The sequence below is a fragment of the Nocardia mangyaensis genome (assembly GCF_001886715.1).
Classification (GTDB): domain Bacteria; phylum Actinomycetota; class Actinomycetes; order Mycobacteriales; family Mycobacteriaceae; genus Nocardia; species Nocardia mangyaensis.
In genome coordinates this window covers 1,854,702-1,872,027 of the sequence record NZ_CP018082.1, presented here as the reverse complement: position 1 = coordinate 1,872,027, position 17,326 = coordinate 1,854,702, and the positions used below count along the sequence as shown (strand labels likewise).

The 17,326-nt window shown below is 62.1% G+C and carries 10 protein-coding genes; 6 read left to right on the top strand and 4 right to left on the bottom strand.

What is annotated here, in order from left to right; translation table 11 throughout:
- Positions 1–13: 13 nt before the first annotated feature.
- Complete coding sequence (locus tag BOX37_RS08480; RefSeq protein ID WP_071927166.1) at positions 14–1,420, bottom strand: serine/threonine-protein kinase; 1,407 nt, start codon at positions 1,418–1,420, stop codon at positions 14–16.
- 1 nt (position 1,421) lies between these two features.
- Positions 1,422–2,333, bottom strand: coding sequence for a hypothetical protein (locus BOX37_RS33825; protein ID WP_156910332.1), 912 nt, complete (start codon positions 2,331–2,333; stop codon positions 1,422–1,424).
- A 44-nt stretch (positions 2,334–2,377) separates the two neighbouring features.
- Between BOX37_RS33825 and BOX37_RS08470 the strand changes: the two genes are divergently transcribed.
- The 4 genes from BOX37_RS08470 to BOX37_RS08455 all read left to right on the top strand — a co-directional run bounded on the left by BOX37_RS08470 (position 2,378) and on the right by BOX37_RS08455 (position 14,232).
- The gene (locus tag BOX37_RS08470) at positions 2,378–5,257 is read left to right on the top strand and encodes a helicase-related protein (RefSeq protein WP_071931288.1); all 2,880 of its coding nucleotides are present in this window, start codon (positions 2,378–2,380) and stop codon (positions 5,255–5,257) included.
- 2 nt (positions 5,258–5,259) lie between these two features.
- Complete coding sequence (locus BOX37_RS08465) at positions 5,260–9,840, top strand: Eco57I restriction-modification methylase domain-containing protein (protein WP_071927164.1); 4,581 nt, start codon at positions 5,260–5,262, stop codon at positions 9,838–9,840.
- A 259-nt stretch (positions 9,841–10,099) separates the two neighbouring features.
- The gene (locus tag BOX37_RS08460) at positions 10,100–12,346 is read left to right on the top strand and encodes an ATP-dependent nuclease (RefSeq protein WP_071927163.1); all 2,247 of its coding nucleotides are present in this window, start codon (positions 10,100–10,102) and stop codon (positions 12,344–12,346) included.
- A complete protein-coding gene (locus BOX37_RS08455) occupies positions 12,343–14,232 on the top strand; it encodes a UvrD-helicase domain-containing protein (protein WP_071927162.1) in 1,890 nt (629 codons plus the stop codon). The genes BOX37_RS08460 and BOX37_RS08455 overlap by 4 nt, the downstream gene beginning before the upstream one ends.
- Before the next feature lie 128 nt (positions 14,233–14,360).
- Here the strand turns inward: BOX37_RS08455 and BOX37_RS08450 are convergent, their stop codons facing one another.
- Both BOX37_RS08450 and BOX37_RS08445 read right to left on the bottom strand, forming a co-directional pair.
- Positions 14,361–15,152: an inositol monophosphatase family protein gene (locus BOX37_RS08450; RefSeq protein WP_071927161.1), complete on the bottom strand. Its 792-nt coding sequence runs from the start codon at positions 15,150–15,152 to the stop codon at positions 14,361–14,363.
- Positions 15,139–15,957: a DUF5919 domain-containing protein gene (locus BOX37_RS08445; protein ID WP_206045789.1), complete on the bottom strand. Its 819-nt coding sequence runs from the start codon at positions 15,955–15,957 to the stop codon at positions 15,139–15,141. Before BOX37_RS08445 ends, BOX37_RS08450 begins: the two co-directional genes overlap by 14 nt.
- 247 nt (positions 15,958–16,204) lie before the next feature.
- On the opposite strand from BOX37_RS08445, the gene BOX37_RS35175 reads away from it, so the two are divergent.
- Positions 16,205–16,768, top strand: coding sequence for a hypothetical protein (locus tag BOX37_RS35175; RefSeq protein WP_240505269.1), 564 nt, complete (start codon positions 16,205–16,207; stop codon positions 16,766–16,768).
- Positions 16,765–17,226 carry a macro domain-containing protein gene (locus BOX37_RS08435; RefSeq protein ID WP_071927159.1) on the top strand — a complete coding sequence of 154 codons (462 nt, stop codon included), beginning with the start codon at positions 16,765–16,767 and terminating at the stop codon, positions 17,224–17,226. Before BOX37_RS35175 ends, BOX37_RS08435 begins: the two co-directional genes overlap by 4 nt.
- The last annotated feature ends 100 nt before the right edge of the window (positions 17,227–17,326 follow it).

Genomic DNA, 17,326 nt, shown 5'->3' with positions numbered 1-17,326 from the left:
ACCAAATGCCTCGTTATCTGGAGCCGGCCCGAATCTGGGCGATCATCTCCCCCAGCTGCAGGACGCGCGGATCCTTCTCGCCGTGCCAGGCGGCGAGCTGGGCATGCAGTTTCCGTAACCGGGTCAGGGCGGCCCGCACCTGGCCGCTGTGTACCTGGCAGGTGGCCAGCTGCCGTTGACAGAACATGACCTGGTCGTCGTAGGGGCCACGCTCGGCGGTGAGGTCGTCGATCAGCTCGCTGTACAACTCGGCGGCCTGGATGTAGTCCCCGGATTCCAGGCACAGATCTGCCAACCGAATCCGGGTGTCGACCACATCGGCATCGCGGGCACCCAGCTGCGGGACGGCGACCGCCAGCAAGTCCCGCAGCTCCCCGACCGCGGGGACGTACTGGGATTCGTCGGCGAGATCGCGAGCGTGGCGGACCACCCTATCGATGTCACCGCGGGTGAACTCCGAGATGGGAGCCGAGTCGGGGCTCTGACGCAGTTGAGTCGATGCCGTCCGTGTCGCCGCGGAGGCCCCGACCGCGGTGGCGTAGAGCCGGGCAGGGCTCATCGGGTCGGCCCGGTCCATCAGTCCGTCGATCGCGCCGACATAGCGCATCAACACCGCGTGCACAGTTGCCGCGTCCGCCGGTCGGTCGAGTGGCTCTTTGGCGAGCATGCCCGCGACGAGCACCGCCAGCTCCTCGGGCACATCGTGCCGCTCCCGGGTCAGGTCCGGCGGGGCGGCATTGACCTGATTGATCATGGTGTCGATCTCCGAGCCACCGAGCATGGCCCTGACCCCGGTGAGCAGCTCGTACATCACCAGGCCCAGCGAATACAGATCCGTTTGCGGCACCACCGTCTTTCCCCGCACCTGTTCCGGCGCCATGTATTCCGGCGTGCCGATCCCTGACCCTGTCCGGGTCAGCCGGGGCTGGCTCGAATCGAGCGCCACGGCGATACCGAAGTCGAGCACCCGAACCGTCCCGTCGGCGCAGAGCATCAGATTCGACGGCTTCAGATCCCGATGAAAGATGCTGTGCCCGTGTGCTTCAGCGAGCACGGCAGCAGTTTGCGCGGCAATTCCCGCCACCGCACCGACCGGCAGGCTCCCCCGCCTGGCCAAAATGCTGTCGAGGGTGACCCCGTCGATGTATTCCATGACCAGGAAGGGCTGCTCGGGCGGTCCCGGGTCGATCCCGGCGTCGAAGACCGTGGCCATTCCGGGATGACTCATCCGCGCCATCAGCTCGGCTTCGCGCACGAAACGCCGTTCCCACTCATCGTTCTCGGCGAGCCTCGGGTGAATGAACTTGATCGCGACCCGGCGCTTGAGACGCCGATCGAAGCCCCGATACACCTGCCCCATGCCACCACGCCCGATGACCTCGATCAGCTCGTAGCGCTGCGCCACGATCCGTGGAGTCATCTCATTCCCCCACATCTCCTGCCCCGGGCTGGGCGCGCAAAGTGCCTGTGGCAAGTCCGGCAAGACCGGCACCGACCAAGCGCTCCACCACGAGGCGCTGAGCACGCCAAGCACTTTCGATGTCCATCAGTCGCCCGATCGCCGCGCCGGCATCTCGCTGACCGCCGAGCGGCAACCGCGGAAAATTCACCGCGAACAGGTCGACCTGCTTGCCCGCAGCCGACTCACCCGCAGCCCGGATGACACCCGAGAGGAAGACCGCATCGATCACCGTCGGGTTGCCGCGCAGCACCATCACTCCAGGCGCGACCAACACCTCCGCAGCGCAGACGCGGGCCATGGTCGGTACACCCACCGCGACCACAACGTCCCCCTGTTGCGCCGTCACGGCCCCAGGCGTCCGCGGGTCACCGATCTTCGACGACGCGCGCCCGAGCCGAATATCCTTGGCGGTCAACATGTCCGACCCCGCGTCCGTTGACATGAGGGTCGGCGGCGATTCCAGCATGGCGAGGGCGCCGGCGTCGACCAGTTCACCGAGCGTCACGGTCGGCCACGGGCTCTCACCCGGCTCCAGTTCCGGCAGATCCGGTGTGCGAAAGGCCGAGGTGATCTCGCGTAATTCGCCGTACGCAGGAACCTCCCGGCGCGGCCCATCAGGAGCTGTCAGCTCGGTCCGTGCCCCCGCTGCGTCTGCCACTTCCCGCACCCCCACCTGTCCAGGCGACCACGGTAGCGCACCCAACCCTGGTTTCGCCCAGCACAACCGATATCGATTGACATTGTTTTCACGTCGCCCTATGCTTCGGGAACGCGTCAGGGCATGCAACACCCGAGGCCTGTTCGCCGATCTCCACACTGCCATGCCCGCCGTTCTAAACATGCGGAATTCCGAATGAATGCCGTTCGGCACTACATTCGGATCACCTCTGCGTCGACCCACCAGGAGTGCAGCTGATGCCCCAAGCCGTCGAGCCCCGCGAGCTCAATGTCGCCCCCGGCTCGATTGTCGTGGTCCGCGACGAGGAATGGCTCGTGACCTCGGCGGAACAGGGTTCCGACGGCTGGCTCCTGCGTGTTCGGGGTCTGTCGGAGCTGGTCGCCGACACCACAGCGACGTTCTACAACAGTCTCGACGACATCGAGGTCCTCGACCCCGCCCGCGCCCAGGTGGTCCCGGACGGTTCGTCCGGCTACCGCGATTCCCGGCTCTGGCTCGAAGCACTCCTGCGCAAGACCCCGTTCCCGTACGGCGACCAGACGCTCACCGTTTCCACCCGTATGCTCGCCGACTCCCTCGGCTACCAGCGCGCTGCGGTAGCGAAAGCCCTTGATCCCCAACATATCCGGCCACGCATTCTGCTGGCCGACGCGGTAGGTCTCGGCAAGACCCTAGAGATCGGCATGATCCTGTCCGAACTGGTCCGCCGCGGACGGGGCGAGCGCATCCTGATCGTCACCCCCAAGCACGTCCTCGAGCAGATGCAGCACGAACTGTGGTGCCGCTTCGCGCTGCCGTTCGTGCGCCTGGACTCGGCCGGCATCCAGAAGGTCCGCCAGAAGCTGCCCGCAACCCGTAACCCGTTCACGTACTACAAGCGCGCGATCATCTCGATCGACACCCTCAAGAGCCCCCGCTACAAGGCCCACCTGGAGCGTCAGCACTGGGATGCGGTGGTGATCGACGAGTCCCACAACCTCACCAACGTCGGCACCCAGAACAACGAACTCGCCCGCGTCCTGGCTCCCAATACCGAGGCCCTGATCCTGGCGTCGGCCACCCCGCACAACGGCCGGGAGGAATCGTTCGCCGAGCTGCTGCGTCTGCTCGATCCCACCGCCGTCGCCGCGGATGGTTCGTTCACGAAGGACGATGTGCAGTCCCTGCTGATCCGCAGGCACCGTCACCATGACGAGGTCGCCGCGGAGGTCGGCAGCGACTGGGCCGAACGCGCCGAGCCCGTGCACCGGCTGGTCAAGGCATCCGGCCCCGAAGACGATGTCGCGCGCGAACTCTCGCAAGTCTGGTTGCACCCTGAATCCGGCGGCTCACCGTACTCCGGCGAAACAAAAGGCCTGTTCCCCTGGACCCTTGCCAAGGCATTCCTGTCCTCCCCTGCGGCCTTGCGTGAATCGATCAATCAGCGACGCGCCAAGTTGTGCGAAAAAGGCGGTCCGCACACCCCCGAGCAGCACACCGAGCTGGCCGCGCTGACCAATCTGTCCGACCTCAACGACAAGTCCTTCACCGAGTCCGCGGGCAAGCAGGCCGCCCTCATCGCCCGCCTGCGCGACATCGGCGTCGGCCCCAAGTCATCGACACGTGCCGTCGTCTTCGCTGAACGCGTCGCGACGTTGACATGGCTGCACGACCTCCTGCCCGCTGCCCTCGGGCTGAAGCCCGAGAACATCGCCATGCTCCACGGCGGCCTGTCGGATGTGGAGCAGCAGGAAATCGTCGAGAGCTTCAAGCTCGAGACCTCCCCCATCCGGGTGCTGGTCACCGGTGACGTCGCCTCCGAGGGCGTGAACCTGCATGCCCAGTGCCACCACCTGATCCACTACGACATTCCGTGGTCGCTGATCCGCATCGAACAGCGCAACGGCCGCATCGACCGCTATGGCCAGAAGTTTCCCCCGGTCATCTCCTCGCTGATCCTGGCGCCGTCGGACCCCGAGTTCTCGGGTGACCTGCGTGTGCTGTCGCGCCTGCTCGAACGCGAGAACCAGGCGCACACGACCCTTGGCGACGTCGCGTCCCTGATGGGCAAACACAGTGTCGGCGAAGAGGAATCGGCGATCCGCGACGTGCTGGCCCGCAAGGCCAGCCTCGATGACCAGGTCAAGACCGTCGAGGACGTTCTCGAGGGCGACGATTTCGACTCCTTCTTCGCCCAGCTCGACCAGGACTTCACCCCCGCTCTCCCCGAACTCCCCCGCCAGAGCCTCTACCCCACCGACGTCGACTACCTGGACGAGGCCCTGCGCGCAGCCTTCAACGACGTCCCCCACGCCGCCCCGGACAACGGCGGCGTCGGCTGGACCGTCCACGCCAATCACGGCATCGCCGAACTGGTCCCACCCCGCGACCTCCGCCAGCGTCTGGCGCACCTGCCGCAGAACTACCGAGACAAGGGCCAGATCGACCAGCGCCTCAAGCTCGCCACCTCCCGCCAAGTCGGCGACGCACAACTGCGTGCCGCCCGCCAGGGCAAGGGCATCAACGGCACCACCTGGCCCGAAGCCCACTACCTCGGCCCCCTGCACCCGGTCCTGGACTGGGCCAGCGACCGCGCCCTGTCGGCTCTCGGCCGCAACCAGATCTTCGCCATCCGCGGTGAGGTCGACGCCATCACCGTCGTCCTGATGGGCACCCTGATGAACCGCCGCGGCCAGCTCGTCTCCCGCGTCTTCTCCACCGTCGAATTCCCCGACCCCGATCGCCCCACCTTCGCGATCCCCAGCCCACTGGAAAGCCTCGACTTCCTGCTCACCGAAACAGGATTGAAGCCCAACACGGCCAACCCCGGCCCGATCCCCGACCCGGACCGCTTCCAGCAGCTGATCCCCGTCGCCGTCGATCAGGCCACGAAGTCGATGAAACTCATCCTCGACCACCAGGAACGCTCCGCCAACGAGCGCCTCGACCAGTGGCGCCGCCGCGCCGACCGCTGGCATTCCGGTGCCGAACAACTCGAACTGTTCGGCAGCCAGAAGAAGAAGGTCGACAAGTACGCCCGCCGCATCGCCGAGGAACAGCGCCTCGCCGAATCCCTCGCCCCCACCCAGCAACTGGTGCGCCCGCTGCTGGTGATCGCCCCCGGAAAGGACCAGTGAACATGGCCTCTTTCGACTCCATCGTCGTCGGCGAGGACTGGATCAGCGAACACTACTTCACCACCGACTCGGTGAAGGAGTCGTTCCACGGCAAGGTCATGGAACTACGCAAGGCCTGGGACACCGAAGCCAAGGAGGGCCGCAAGACCGTCCGCAGCAACCTCCTCTCGGCCGCCGGTGACCTGCACACCCTCTTGGGCTCCCTCGCCGAAAACCCCGAAGCAGCGCCCAAGGCACACGCGCTGGTCCGCCAAACTTTCGGCTTCCAGGGCGAACTGACCCCCTTCACCGCCGAACGCGCGGGCTCCGAACTGGTCATCCCCGACGCCCAGCTCGTCGGCACGCCGAATGTGCTGTTCCTCCAGTCGAACCCGGTCGAGTCCGTCGAAGACTTCCTCGGCGAAGGCACCCTGCTCACTCCCGCCATCGAGGACAACAAACCTCTCGAATCGGCCTCCAAAGCAGTCTCGGCCGCCTACCGCTCCGACACCCCACCCGCCTTTGTCGTAGTCCAGGCCGGCCGCTGGCTCCTGCTCACCGAAGCCGAACGCTGGGCCGAAGGCCGCTACCTCGCCCTCGACCTCCTCGTCGTCGCCGAACGCCGCCACGACGCCCGCGGCGGCGAAATCGACCGAGCCGCCGCCATCTTCGGCCACCAATCCCTGCGGCCCGACCCCGACGGCAACATCTGGTGGACCGGTGTCCTCGAAGACTCGGTGAAGCACACCGTCGGCGTCTCCAAGGACCTCCGCGAAGGCATCCGCCTCTCCATCGAAATCATCGCCAACGAGGTCGTCCGCCGCCGCCGCGCCCGCGACCTCCCGATGGACAACATCGACGGCAACGAACTCGCCAAACACTCCCTGCGCTTCCTATACCGAATCCTGTTCCTGCTCTACGCCGAAGCCTCCCCGGAGATGCAGGTCCTCCCGACCGGCGCAGCCGAATACGAAGAGGGCTACGGCCTCGACCGCCTCCGCGAACTAACCCTCACCGAGCTGGTCTCCCACCACGCCCGCACCGGCACCCACCTCTACGAATCCCTGGCGAAGCTGTTCTGGTTGGTGGAAAACGGCCACACCCCGACCGTGCGCGAGGACGTCACCGATGACCCCGCCCCCGGCCTCGAATTCAACCGTTTGCGCGCAGACCTGTTCTCCCCCAATGCAACCGCGCTGATCGATGAGGTCCGCCTCGGCAACGAGGCCACCCAACAGGTCCTCGCCCACCTCCTCCTCACCAAGGAATCCAAGTCCCGCAAGGGCGCCGACCGCGGCTTCATCAGCTATGCCGAACTCGGCATCAACCAACTCGGCGCCGTCTACGAGGGCCTGATGTCCTACACCGGCTTCTTCGCCGAAGAAGACCTCTACGAAGTAGCCAAGGACGGCAACCCCGAAAAGGGCTCCTGGGTGGTCCCGGTACACCGCGCCGACCACCTCTCCGAAACTGACTTCGTCCGCACAGAGGACCCCAGCACCGGCGAGAAGAAGCCCGTCCTCCACCCCAAGGGCACCTTCGTCTTCCGCCTCGCCGGCCGCGAACGCCAACAGTCCGCGTCGTACTACACCCCCGAAGTCCTGACGAAGTTCGTCGTCTCCCAGGCCCTCGAAGAACTTCTCGACCAAGACGGCCACCGCACCACCCCCGACGAAATCCTCTCCCTAACCATCTGCGAACCCGCCCTCGGCTCCGGCGCCTTCGCCATCGAAGCAGTCCGCCAGCTCGCCGCCGAATACTTGAAGCGCAAGCAGGAAGACCTCGGCGAACTGATCGACGCCGACCAATACACCATCGAACTCCAAAAGGTGAAGGCCCACATCGCCATTCACCAGGTCTACGGCGTCGACCTCAACGCAACAGCCGTCGAACTAGCCGAAATCTCCCTCTGGCTCGACACAATGGTCGCCGGCCTGCAAGCCCCCTGGTTCGGCCTCCACCTCCGCCGAGGCAACTCCCTGATCGGCGCCCGCCGAGCGGTCTACACCCCCGCCGACCTCACCAAAAAGGCCTGGCTCAAAACCGTCCCCAAGGACGTCCCCCTCGGCACCGAAATCGGCACAGGCATCCACCACTTCCTCCTCCCCGCCGAAGGCTGGGGCGCGATAGTCGACACCGCCGAAGCCAAAAACTACGCCCCCGAACAGCGCGAAGAGCTCCGCCTGTGGCGCAACGAAATCCGCAAGTCCCCCTCCAAAGACATCACCAAGCGCCTCGCCTCCCTCGCCCAACGCGTGGAAACGCTGTGGGAGTTCACCCTCCGCCGCCTGACCATCGCCGAGTCCGAAATCCGTCGTGACCTGCACTTGTGGCGCAGCGAACCCATCGACCATGTTCCAGCGGTCACCCGCGAACAGATCGAAGCGGTCCTGAACGACGAGAATGGCTCCTACCAGCGGTTGCGTCGCGTGATGGACGCCTGGTGCGCGCTCTGGTCATGGCCAGTCACCGGCGACATCACGGCACCGGACTGGGACCAGTGGGTCGGCGGCCTCGAAGCCGTCCTGGGCACCACCGCCAAGGCAGGTAAGTTCGAGAAGTACGGGCAAACCAGCTTCGCTTCGGACATGGGCTGGTTCGAACTCGACGCAGCCGAAGACAACGACCGGATCTTTGCGCAGGCCAGACCAGCGAGTTCCGCCTTGTCCGAATTCCCGTGGCTGAGCGTCGCCTCCAACATTTCCCAAGGCCAGGGGTTCCACCACTGGGACCTCGATTTCGCACCAGTCTTCGCCCGAGGCGGATTCGACCTGCAGGTGGGTAACCCGCCATGGGTGCGACCAGACTGGGACGAGGCGGGCGTGCTGGCCGAGTTCGATCCCTGGTGGCAGCTGGCTCACAGACCCTCAGAGTCGGACAAGAAGGCGAAAGCGGCGTTCTCACTAGGAATCCCCGCAGTCCTTACTTCACTGCTGGATGAGCGGGCTGTGCAAGCGGGTCAAAACCAGCATGTTGGGTCAGGTATCGACCGACCGACGCTTGCTGGCCTACAACCCGACCTGTACAGGTGTTTCATGGAGAGAACATGGCGGTCTGCGGCCCCTTCAGGAATCGTCTCGCTAATTCACCCGGAAAGCCATTTCACTGAAGCACGAGCAGGAACACTCCGCCGTGCATGCTATCGACGATTAAAGCGCCATTGGCAGTTTCGAAACGAAGCGCGACTGTTCGAGATACACAATGCGAAAGAGTATGGGGTGCACGTATATGGAGCACCTTCGGCAGTCTCATTCAAGCAGAGCGCGTCACTATACCATCCAGATACGGTCGACCGGTCTCTGAGGCACGATGGTTCAGGGGAGACACCGGGCGTCAAGGACAGTGACGGCCACTGGGATCTGCGCCCACACGCAGAGCGGATCGTCGAAATATCCGAAACAGACCTAGCCCGATGGGCCGAGCTGATCGGTGAGCCGGGCTCACCCGCGAACGAAGCGCGTATGTTGTACCCGGTTAACCGCGCGAGCGCAATTGTGCTCGACAAGATTGCTGCCACGACGAGACCTGCCAATATCGAATTCCAGTGGACTCGAGGCTGGGAAGAAGACCGCGACCGACGTGATGGCTACTTCGAATCCCGGTCTGCTGTGCCAGATAGCCTCAATGATGTAATTATCCAAGGCCCACATTTCACTGTCGGGTGCCCGATCTACCAACAGGGCAACCCAACCATGCGTAGCAACAAAGACTACTCCGAGGTTGATCTTCAGACTATTCCGGAGAATTTCATCCCACGAACGAACTACCAGCCGTCGCGGGCCGCTGCGGACTACCTGGCGGCATACCCGCATTGGAACGACGAACCGAGCTCATGCTTCTTCCGACTCGCGTGGCGAGAAATGTGTGATAGCAATAATGTTCGTACTCTCAAGTCTGCACTCCTACCGCCTGGACCAACTCATGTGCACGCCGTCCATACTCTTAGTCTGCCCAGCGACAACCCCGGACTAGTTCTCCTGGCCGGCATAAGCCACTCGATCATCGCCGACTTCATGATCAAGGTTATCGGAAACGCCCACATTAAGGCCGCGACCTGGCTCCAGTTCCCATTCCCGCAAGAGCACCCGCTTGTGGGAAGGCTACACGCCCGCACACTCCGACTCAATGCCCTGATCGGCGCCTACTCGCCACTGTGGTCAGAGGTGTACAACCCAACATGGAAATCAGACACATGGACACCTAACCTCAACCCGGGCTATCTACGAACCGTTCCGTTCGCCCAGATCACCCCAGAATGGACCTGGCACACCCCCTTGCGCAACGACGCCGACCGCCGCCAAGCCCTCATCGAAATCGATGCCATCGTAGCCGTAATGCTCAATATCACCGCCGAAGAACTCCTAACCATCTACCGCACCCAATTCCCCGTTCTCCAAAAATACGAACGCGAAGCCCTCTACGACACCACCGGCCGCCAACTCCCCACCAAACTAGCCACCGAATACCGGAAAAAGAGCACACTCCCCGACGCTGGCCTCACGGTCGACGGAATCACATACATAGAGCCCTTCACTAGCGTCGACCGGGAGCTCGACATGGAGCTCGCTCATCGCCACTTCTCAGCATTAGCTAGCGACCACTAAATACCTACCAGTTGCACTAATCGGCTCATGCACACCGTACGAGCCGCAACGCACGCAACCGAGGAATCATTAACCGGCCGCCGCTAGCAACCCAACCTCCTCATGGAGGGCCAATCCGGGAAGTGGACTTTTCTGGCGGGCTTCGTAGGCTGATCGACATATACGCCAGCGCGAGCCATTCAGTAACGCAAGTGATTTACAGAGGAGCTACTCCTCTGCATGTTTCGCAGGGATTTCATCCATACGTGGAGGAGAAGCGTTGCGTATCAAGTCATTTCGGATTCAAAACTTCCGTCGACTGAAGGAAGTCACGGTGGACCTCGATGAGCAGACCACCGTCTTTGTCGGCGCGAATAACACCGGAAAGACCTCGGCTACCAGGGTTTTCCAACGCTTTCTGGGCAAGTCGGATCAGTTCCAGATCTATGACTTCACTGCGGACTGCTGGGCGCAGCTCGACTCTCTCGATCCAGGCAATCCCGATTCGGCCGACCAAGTGCCGAAAATATGTCTCGATCTTTGGTTTGATGTAGATGACGACAATATTCATCGCGTCGTGCGCCTACTGCCGGACCTCGATTGGGATGGAGAATTGATCGGCCTAAGGATGGTCTATGGGGCGAAAGATTCTTCGGCCATGCTTACGAGGTATCAGATAGCGCGCGCAGCCACGTGCCCTCCTTCGAATTCGAACGAGGATAGGGCGACCGGGTATAGGCCATGGCCGCAGACGCTGACTGAGTACCTGGAAAAACGGCTGACCGATGAGTTCGAGATCACATATCACGCGCTCGACGAACGGCGATGTGATGGTCGACGTGTCCCGTTGCCCGACTACACACCGTACTTCCTGGGATCGCGCCAATCTGGCGCTGGTGAAATCGTCTCCTCCCTGATCAAGGTGGATTTCCTAGACGCACAGCGCCATCTTGCCGATTCAGAATCGTCCGGGCGTTCAGGGGATCAGCCGCGCGGGCGCGCAGAGAACCTCTCCTCGCGGCTCGGTCGCTTTTATAGACGGAACCTCCCCCAGTTCGAGACTGACTTGGCAGCGCTCGGCGCGATCGCCAATACCGAGTCCGCGCTCAATGATCACCTCGGGGAGGTGTTCGAACCAATTCTGCGAGGCATCGGCGAGCTAGGCTACCCAGGGGCAGCACACCCTGAACTCCTATTAAAAGCATCGTTCAGCCCTGCTCAAATCTTCAGCGGAAGTGCGCGAGTCCACTACGCGCTGCCGGGTGCCGACGCCGGGCCGTCAGGAGGATCGCTAGCGACGTTGCCTGACCAGTACAACGGTCTAGGGTTCAAAAACCTGATCTACATGGCGGTGGAGATTCTGGACTTCCATAACGCCTGGGCGACTTCACCCGACGATCGCCAACCGGTACACCTGATCATGATCGAAGAGCCCGAAGCGCACTTGCATGCCCAGCTCCAGCAAGTCTTCATCCGGAAGGTCTTCGCTCTCTTGCCACCGCCCGACAGGGGATTCCAGACACAGATGGTGGTGACCACGCACTCCTCTCACCTTCTCTACGAGAGCAGCTTCTCGCCGATCCGATACTTCTCGCGGGCGTCGATTTCAGGCCCGTTGGCTTGCAGTGAAATCAAAGACTTGTCGGTCTTCGATCAACGGCAGGAGGCCACCACCAGGGAGTTCCTGCAACGGTATGTCAAGCTGACCCACTGCGATCTGTTCTTTGCCGATGCAGTTGTCCTGGTCGAGGGCAATGTTGAACGGCTCCTGTTGCCGCTGATCATCGAGCGAAACTTCCCCGAGCTGAGATCGGTGCACCTGACCATCCTGGAGGTTGGCGGGGCCTTTGCACACATATTTGAAGGACTATTGGCATTCCTGTCGATCCCGGCACTGATCATCACCGATCTCGACAGCGTGAAACCCCCGCCCGCAAAAAAGCCGATCAATGCCGCACAGGCAGTACCTCCTATCCGTGACGGAACATCTTGTCTAACAAACTATCCCGGTGCAGTCACGTCCAATGAGACATTGAAGCACTGGCTGGAGAAGTCACCGACAGTCACCGACTTGCTCGACTGCCCAGAAGCCGACAAAGTGATCAAGCTGGATGGCCAGAGCGAGGGAAATATCCGGCTCGCATATCAGACTCGCTGCGATGTGATGTGGTCAGGACTTACCGCCAAACTTGCCGGCCGCACGCTCGAAGAGGCGTTTGCTCTGCAAAATCTCGTCTGGACTCAGGATCCTGAACGTAAGAACCTCGGCCTCCACATTCGGAAAGGGCACACGTGGACCTTGGAGGAGATGCACGTCAGGATCTTCAACCGGGTCCGCAACCTCGACAAGACAGCGTTCGCGTTGCATCTCATGGCTGACGCATCATTAGAGTGGGTTGCTCCGCAGTACATCCTGGATGGACTGGCGTGGCTCCGGGACCGCCTACAAGTCCCGGCTCCGGTACTTGCACAAGTTGAAACTGTGGCATCACCCGAGATGACTGACGTGTCAGGTGTCCGGCCATGACCTCACGCGTGGCGGCTCCGGACACGGCCGCCGATATCGCGCTGCGGGAGGTCCTCGACCGTTGTGAGCGGAGGGGATTCGTCGTCGTCGCTGGTGCTGGATCAGGAAAAACCACGTCACTCGTCAAAGCACTCGACCATGTCGCTGTTAGCCGTGGACCGCGACTGAGAGCTCGAACTCAGCAGGTCGCGTGCATCACCTACACCTCGGTTGCGGCCGAGGAGATCGCTGCTGACGTAGGTCACAATCCGCTTGTCTCAGTATCAACGATCCACAGCTTCCTTTGGTCCTTGATCCGGCCATTCCAGCGTGACATTCGCGCGTACGTAATCCGAAAATTGGAGGCCAAGGCGGAGGAAATCGCTTCCAAGCAGGATTCGTACCCCAAAGGAACCCAACGGCGCACGATCGAAAAAGACGCCGGAGACCTGCAGCGATTGCGCCGCCAAATCGAGGCAGCGGTGTCGGTAGAGAAGTTCCAGTATGGGTACGGAATCGACTATGGCACGGGAAGCCTGGGACACGGCGATGTTATGAAGATCGGTACCGAATTAATCATTGGAAAGCCTCTACTGGCCCAGATCGCCGCGCAGCAGTATCCTTATATATTCGTCGACGAGAGCCAAGACACCTTCGCCGAAGTGGTCAAGGCTCTAAAGCACATATATACCCAGGACGTAGGCGGAATCTGCCTAGGTTTCTTCGGGGACCCGATGCAACAGATCTACCAACGGGGTGTAGGCGCAATCGAGCTCGAACCCGGTTGGGATCGTATCCAAAAGCCTGAAAACTTCCGCAGCTCACGCCGGGTGCTACAGATCGTCAACCAGGTTCGGTCCAAAGCAGACGGGCTAATACAGGTCCCCGGGCGAAAACCGAGCGAACAACGTGAAGGTGAGTGCTTCGTTTTCGTCCTACCTGCCGACGAGCGACGTACAGAGTCCTTGAACCAAGCGCGGCGCTGGCTGAGCCAGCACAGCACGAATGGTGCCTGGACGCCAGGGACCGATATTGAGGACGACGGCGCAAAGATTCTGATTATCATGCACCGAATGGCAGCAGCTCGTCTCGGGTTCCTACAGCTGTTCTCCGCGTTTCACGACTACCGGGACAATGCGCTGAAAGACGCGTTCGACGATGGTACCGCGTGGCCGCTGCGCCCTTTCGATGAGCTCATCTTGCCGCTGTGCGCACCAGAGAACGAAGGATCACCTGCAATGGTCAGCGTGCTGCGCGACCACATCGACCGTGAACTCGCTGTACCAGGCGCGGATCCACGTACCGTACTGGCGACGACACGTGCCGCAGTTAGCCAGATCAAATCGACTATGATGGCTGGCGGAGCCGATTCAGTCGGGAAAGTTCTGCGACTTGCAGCAAAATACGGCCTCTACAATCCCGATCCGCGATTCTCTATCATCCTTGACCCAGATTCCGTCGACGACGATGATGCCCCGGCATCGCCGGTACAGGCGACTCTCAAAGCCTTCGCAGCATGCGACACTCGGCAGCTGGAGAACTACTATAGCTACATCCACCAGCAGTCGCCCTATTCAACACAACACGGCACCAAAGGCTCCGAATTCAGCAAAGTCCTCGTCATCCTCGACGACGAGGAGGCTTCGCGATTCACCTTGTACTCCTACGAGAAATTGTTTGGAATCAAAGACCTGTCAGCCAGGGATCTGGAGCACCAAGCATCCGGGAAGGACTCTGTTCTCGAACGAACACGCCGGTTGCTCTACGTGTGCGTCTCGCGCGCCGTCGAATCACTCGCAATCGTAATTTTCGCCCACGACATTGAAGCGGCAAAGGCTGCGGTAGAAACTGACCTGCTTATTGACGGAAAAGCTCTCACACTGGCAAACATCTCTCTCGGAGGCTGACTTTCGATGATGACAACAAATTCGTACGCACCTGCGAACCGGACGTCGGTCGATTCACGGATCGCCGCCCGCAACCCGGCCGAGCGGGTGAAAACAAACTTCCGCCGCTCCTCCTCACTGCACCCTTGTCAGCTTGAGGTTAGTAAATCGACCATAGACAGCGCGAGTTCAGCACTCGCGCACCCCACAGTCGTGAGCGCCGACAGCGTATGCGGATCACCTCGAACGTCATTGATCACGGCGCCCGCTTCTCGCGCCAAAAGGGCGCCCGCCGCTGTATCCCACGGCTTGTTAGCCATGATAACGCAGGCGTCAGTCCGCCCCTGAGCCAACCACGCGAGATCAAGCGATGCCGCGCCGAGCATCCGAACGCGCTCAGCCTGACCTGCAAGCGCCGCAGTCACTTTGAGCCGTTCGACATTCTTGCCCGGCGCATCTGGGCCGACCGCGTAGTCACCGATCGACACCATCGCGGATGAGATCTGCAGGACGCCGCTCGCAAAGATCTGCTCGTCGTTCGCATACGATCCACCCCCATGGCTCGCGTAGAACGCCTGGCCGAGAAACGGTGCCACGATCGCCGCAACGACTGTCGTGTCACCATGCAGTAGTGCCAATGACACGGCACACAAAGGGATTCCGTGGACGAAATTCGACGTGCCGTCAATGGGGTCCAACACCCACCGATACTCGCCACCAACGTCGTGACCTGGACTTTCCTCACCGAGGAACGAAAAGTCCGGCGTCGCAGCGGCGAGGTACTCCCGGACCGTATGTTCGATCTCAAGGTCCAGATCGGTGACGTAGTCACGGTCGCCCTTCAAGCGGACGGTGGCCGGACGAGCGGAGGCCAACATGTCGGCACCGACCGCCGCAGCATCACGCGCGAGGGCAAGGACATCCACATTATCGACGATCATCAACCGGCTCCGCTCCGCTAGCCCACAAGGTTTCGAACACTCCGCTGAAGGTGGCGTACAGGCCTGACGAGTCGGCATCGACAACGAATGCCGGCGACTCCACCCCGCGAGAGGTCGGCAAGTACGGCTGGCACACGCATGTCCGATCGACGATCGCGATGTTGAACCGGGCGGGTGCGTCGTAAGTCCGAATCGTCAGCGTGCCCACAAAATCCTCGGCCGCGATCTGCTGGACGATCCGGCGTAATGCCGAGATGTTGAGACGAGTGAGTGCTGTCAACGAACCCGCTGGTTGGCCCTCTTCCCGTTCACGATCCGCGGTGTGTCTGCTGTTCGGATCGAGAAACAGGCAGCGGATCTGGGCGCCCGAGCGCAACAACTCGACGATCTCGGGGTCAGGGAACTGCTGGCAGAACAGGTTCAACGAGATTCCGACAATGTCAGCCCTCGTCACGCCCGGAAATAGCTCCGTCGGAGGAAGATTGCGAAGCAGCTCGCTCCTGGTCGCATACGTGGTGACTATTTCGGGGCCGCCACCGCAGACCTTACTGGTCGAATAATTCTGCGTCCCGACAGATTCTGCAAATAGCTGGCCCGCAGTGTAGTCAGGAAACATCGCCTCGAGAATCCGGCAGTGGTGCGGATACGGAAGCCCCGCAACGCCGCCAGACAACCACCGATAGAACTGAGCCTTTCGCGGGCCTGACCCGACCAGGCCCGGCTCCACACGTCGAGCCACCGCGTTGTACTCACGGTCGAACGCGCCATGCGTCTGCAGGTGCTTCGACTGGAGCAGAACCTTCAAAGTGACGATGTGCCAGCCCTCCCGATCTGGATGATCCCGGATAACGCTCGAAGTCGATGGTACGGGTCCGACTACCGCAAGACATCCGGTTTGAGCACCGAGAAGATTCAAAGATCAGACTTGCCGACCAATTGGGGACAACCTCGGACATCGGAGGCGACGCGGCCGGACACTGCCCTCCGGCAGTCTTCGACGCATCCAAATCGAGGAGGAGCCCACGATGTCGAAGACCCTTCCCGAGGCACTGGTGTTGCGCATCCTGCAACCCGGCGGCCAACTCATCGACCACCAAATCGCCGCCAACACAGCACTATCCATCCGTCGAACCAGGCACGCCATTCGCGCTCTCCACCAAAGCGGCCTACTCCGCCACGTCACCCACCGCAACGCCTGGGAACTCTCACCCTGCGGCCACGCCTACACCAACACCCCCCACCGGCCAAGCCATGCTCGACGTCCCCCGATCCGCCCTCGCCGGATGAAACCCACCGCCATCGGATACCTACGATCCGACATCTCCGGCACAGCCCAGAACTGGGACGAAATCCGAATCCGCTCCCTGGCAAAGCGATACGGCTACGACCTCGCGAAAACCATCGTGTGCACCCCACGAACCTCGGACCCGATCACCCGATTGATCACCACCGCCCACCGGACCGCCGCCGAAACCGTCTTCACGCCCCACCTCGCGCACCTCGGCACCGAACTGCCCAATGCCCTCATCCGAACATGCGACGTGATCACCGTCAACGACGAAAACACCTACGCAAGAACGTATTTTGTCTTCGCGAGCCCTACGGTGATCACATGATCCGTGAGCAATCCGGCGACCTGCTCAGCGCCGACGTCGAAGCACTCGTCAACGCCGTCAACACTGTCGCAGTGATGGGCAAGGGGATCGCGCTGCGGTTCAAGCAGACCTACCCTGAGATGTTTCGGGCCTACGCCCGCGCCGCACGGGCGGGCGAGGTTCAGATCGGGGCGATGCACGTGTGGGAAACGTGCGCCACGACCGGGCCGCGGTTCGTCATCAACTTCCCGACGAAGCGGCACTGGCGCTCCCCCAGCCGACTCGACGATGTCGCCGCAGGGCTCCCCGCCCTCGCCGAGTCGATCAAACGGCACCGGATTTCCTCGATCGCCATCCCGGCACTCGGTTGCGGACACGGTGGCCTCGATTGGCATCAGGTACGGCCACTGATCCACCAGTGGCTGGATCCGTTGTCCGACACCGTCGATATTCGCGTTTACCCGCCGGCCGAGAGCTGAGCGACCAGCCCGAGAACGGCCCCGCAGTCACCCACGTCCGGCGACACCCACACCCGTCGTCGTACGCTCGCCCAGTGACCACGCCCTCACCGGCGCGGCC

Excerpts from the sequence above, each read along its gene's own strand:
- BOX37_RS08455 (WP_071927162.1), top strand. The coding sequence starts at position 12,343 with ATGACCTCACGCGTGGCGGCTCCGGACACGGCCGCCGATATCGCGCTG.
- BOX37_RS08480 (WP_071927166.1), bottom strand. The coding sequence starts at position 1,420 with ATGACTCCACGGATCGTGGCGCAGCGCTACGAGCTGATCGAGGTCATC.
- BOX37_RS08465 (WP_071927164.1), top strand. The coding sequence starts at position 5,260 with ATGGCCTCTTTCGACTCCATCGTCGTCGGCGAGGACTGGATCAGCGAA.
- BOX37_RS08435 (WP_071927159.1), top strand. The coding sequence starts at position 16,765 with ATGATCCGTGAGCAATCCGGCGACCTGCTCAGCGCCGACGTCGAAGCA.
- BOX37_RS08450 (WP_071927161.1), bottom strand. The coding sequence starts at position 15,152 with ATGATCGTCGATAATGTGGATGTCCTTGCCCTCGCGCGTGATGCTGCG.
- BOX37_RS08470 (WP_071931288.1), top strand. The coding sequence starts at position 2,378 with ATGCCCCAAGCCGTCGAGCCCCGCGAGCTCAATGTCGCCCCCGGCTCG.